This is a genomic window from Rhodococcus sp. 27YEA6 (genome assembly GCF_044908235.1).
In the GTDB taxonomy this organism is placed as follows: Bacteria; Actinomycetota; Actinomycetes; order Mycobacteriales; family Mycobacteriaceae; genus Rhodococcus_F; species Rhodococcus_F qingshengii.
Map to the genome: position 1 here is coordinate 1 of NZ_JBIYCY010000065.1, position 1,417 is coordinate 1,417.

A 1,417-nucleotide genomic window follows, 5' to 3' on the forward strand; every position below is an offset into this window, starting at 1 on the left:
AGGAAGTAACGACAAATGACTGCTGCAGTCATACCGCAAGAATTATTCGTGAGAGTGGTTTTTGTTGGTGTCTGCGTGAGGTGGTTGTTTGTGTGTTGTTTGAGAACTGCACAGTGGACGCGAGCATCTTTGTTGTAAGTAATGAAGAGCGTACGGTGGATGCCTTGGCACCAGGAGCCGATGAAGGACGTAGGAGGCTGCGATAAGCCTCGGGGAGCTGTCAACCGAGCTGTGATCCGAGGATGTCCGAATGGGGAAACCCAGCACGAGTGATGTCGTGTTACCCGCGCCTGAATATATAGGGCGTGTGGAGGGAACGTGGGGAAGTGAAACATCTCAGTACCCACAGGAAGAGAAAACAACCGTGATTCCGTGAGTAGTGGCGAGCGAAAGCGGAAGAGGCTAAACCATGGGTGTGTGATAGCCGGCAGGTGTTGCATTCGTGGGGTTGTGGGGTTCATTTTGTCAATACTGCCGTGTTGGCCAACAGTAAGAAATCACAGGGTTAGTGGAAGTGGTCTGGAACGGCCTGTCGTAGAGGGTGAGAATCCCGTACACGAAAACTTTGTGACTGTTGTAATGGAAACCCAAGTAGCACCGGGCCCGTGAAATCTGGTGTGAATCTGTCGGGACCACCCGATAAGCCTGAATACTCCCTGGTGACCGATAGCGGACTAGTACCGTGAGGGAAAGGTGAAAAGTACCCCGGGAGGGGAGTGAAATAGTACCTGAAACCGTGCGCTTACAATCCGTCAGAGCCTTCGAGCAGTTTACTGCTGGGGGTGATGGCGTGCCTTTTGAAGAATGAGCCTGCGAGTTAGTGGCATGTCGCGAGGTTAACCCGTGTGGGGTAGCCGTAGCGAAAGCGAGTCCGAATAGGGCGATCGTAGTGGCATGCTCTAGACCCGAAGCGGAGTGATCTACCCATGGCCAGGTTGAAGCGACGGTAAGACGTCGTGGAGGACCGAACCCACTTAGGTTGAAAACTGAGGGGATGAGTTGTGGGTAGGGGTGAAAGGCCAATCAAACTCCGTGATAGCTGGTTCTCCCCGAAATGCATTTAGGTGCAGCGTCGCGTGTTTCTCACCGGAGGTAGAGCTACTGGATGGTCTAGGGGGCCCACAAGCTTACCGAAATCAGCCAAACTCCGAATGCCGGTGAGTGAGAGCGCGGCAGTGAGACTGCGGGCGATAAGGTTCGTAGTCGAGAGGGAAACAGCCCAGATCGCCAGCTAAGGTCCCTAAGCGTGTACTAAGTGGAAAAGGATGTGGGGTCGCGAAGACAACCAGGAGGTTGGCTTAGAAGCAGCCACCCTTGAAAGAGTGCGTAATAGCTCACTGGTCAAGTGATCCTGCGCCGACAATGTAGCGGGGCTCAAGTACACCACCGAAGCTGCGGCATTCACGCAATAGCCCCC

1 rRNA gene is annotated in these 1,417 nt (G+C 53.9%); it reads left to right on the forward strand.

Features of this window, described 5'->3' with window-relative positions:
• Positions 1-132: 132 nt before the first annotated feature.
• Positions 133-1,417, forward strand: a 23S ribosomal RNA gene (locus ABH939_RS33130); the annotation flags it as partial.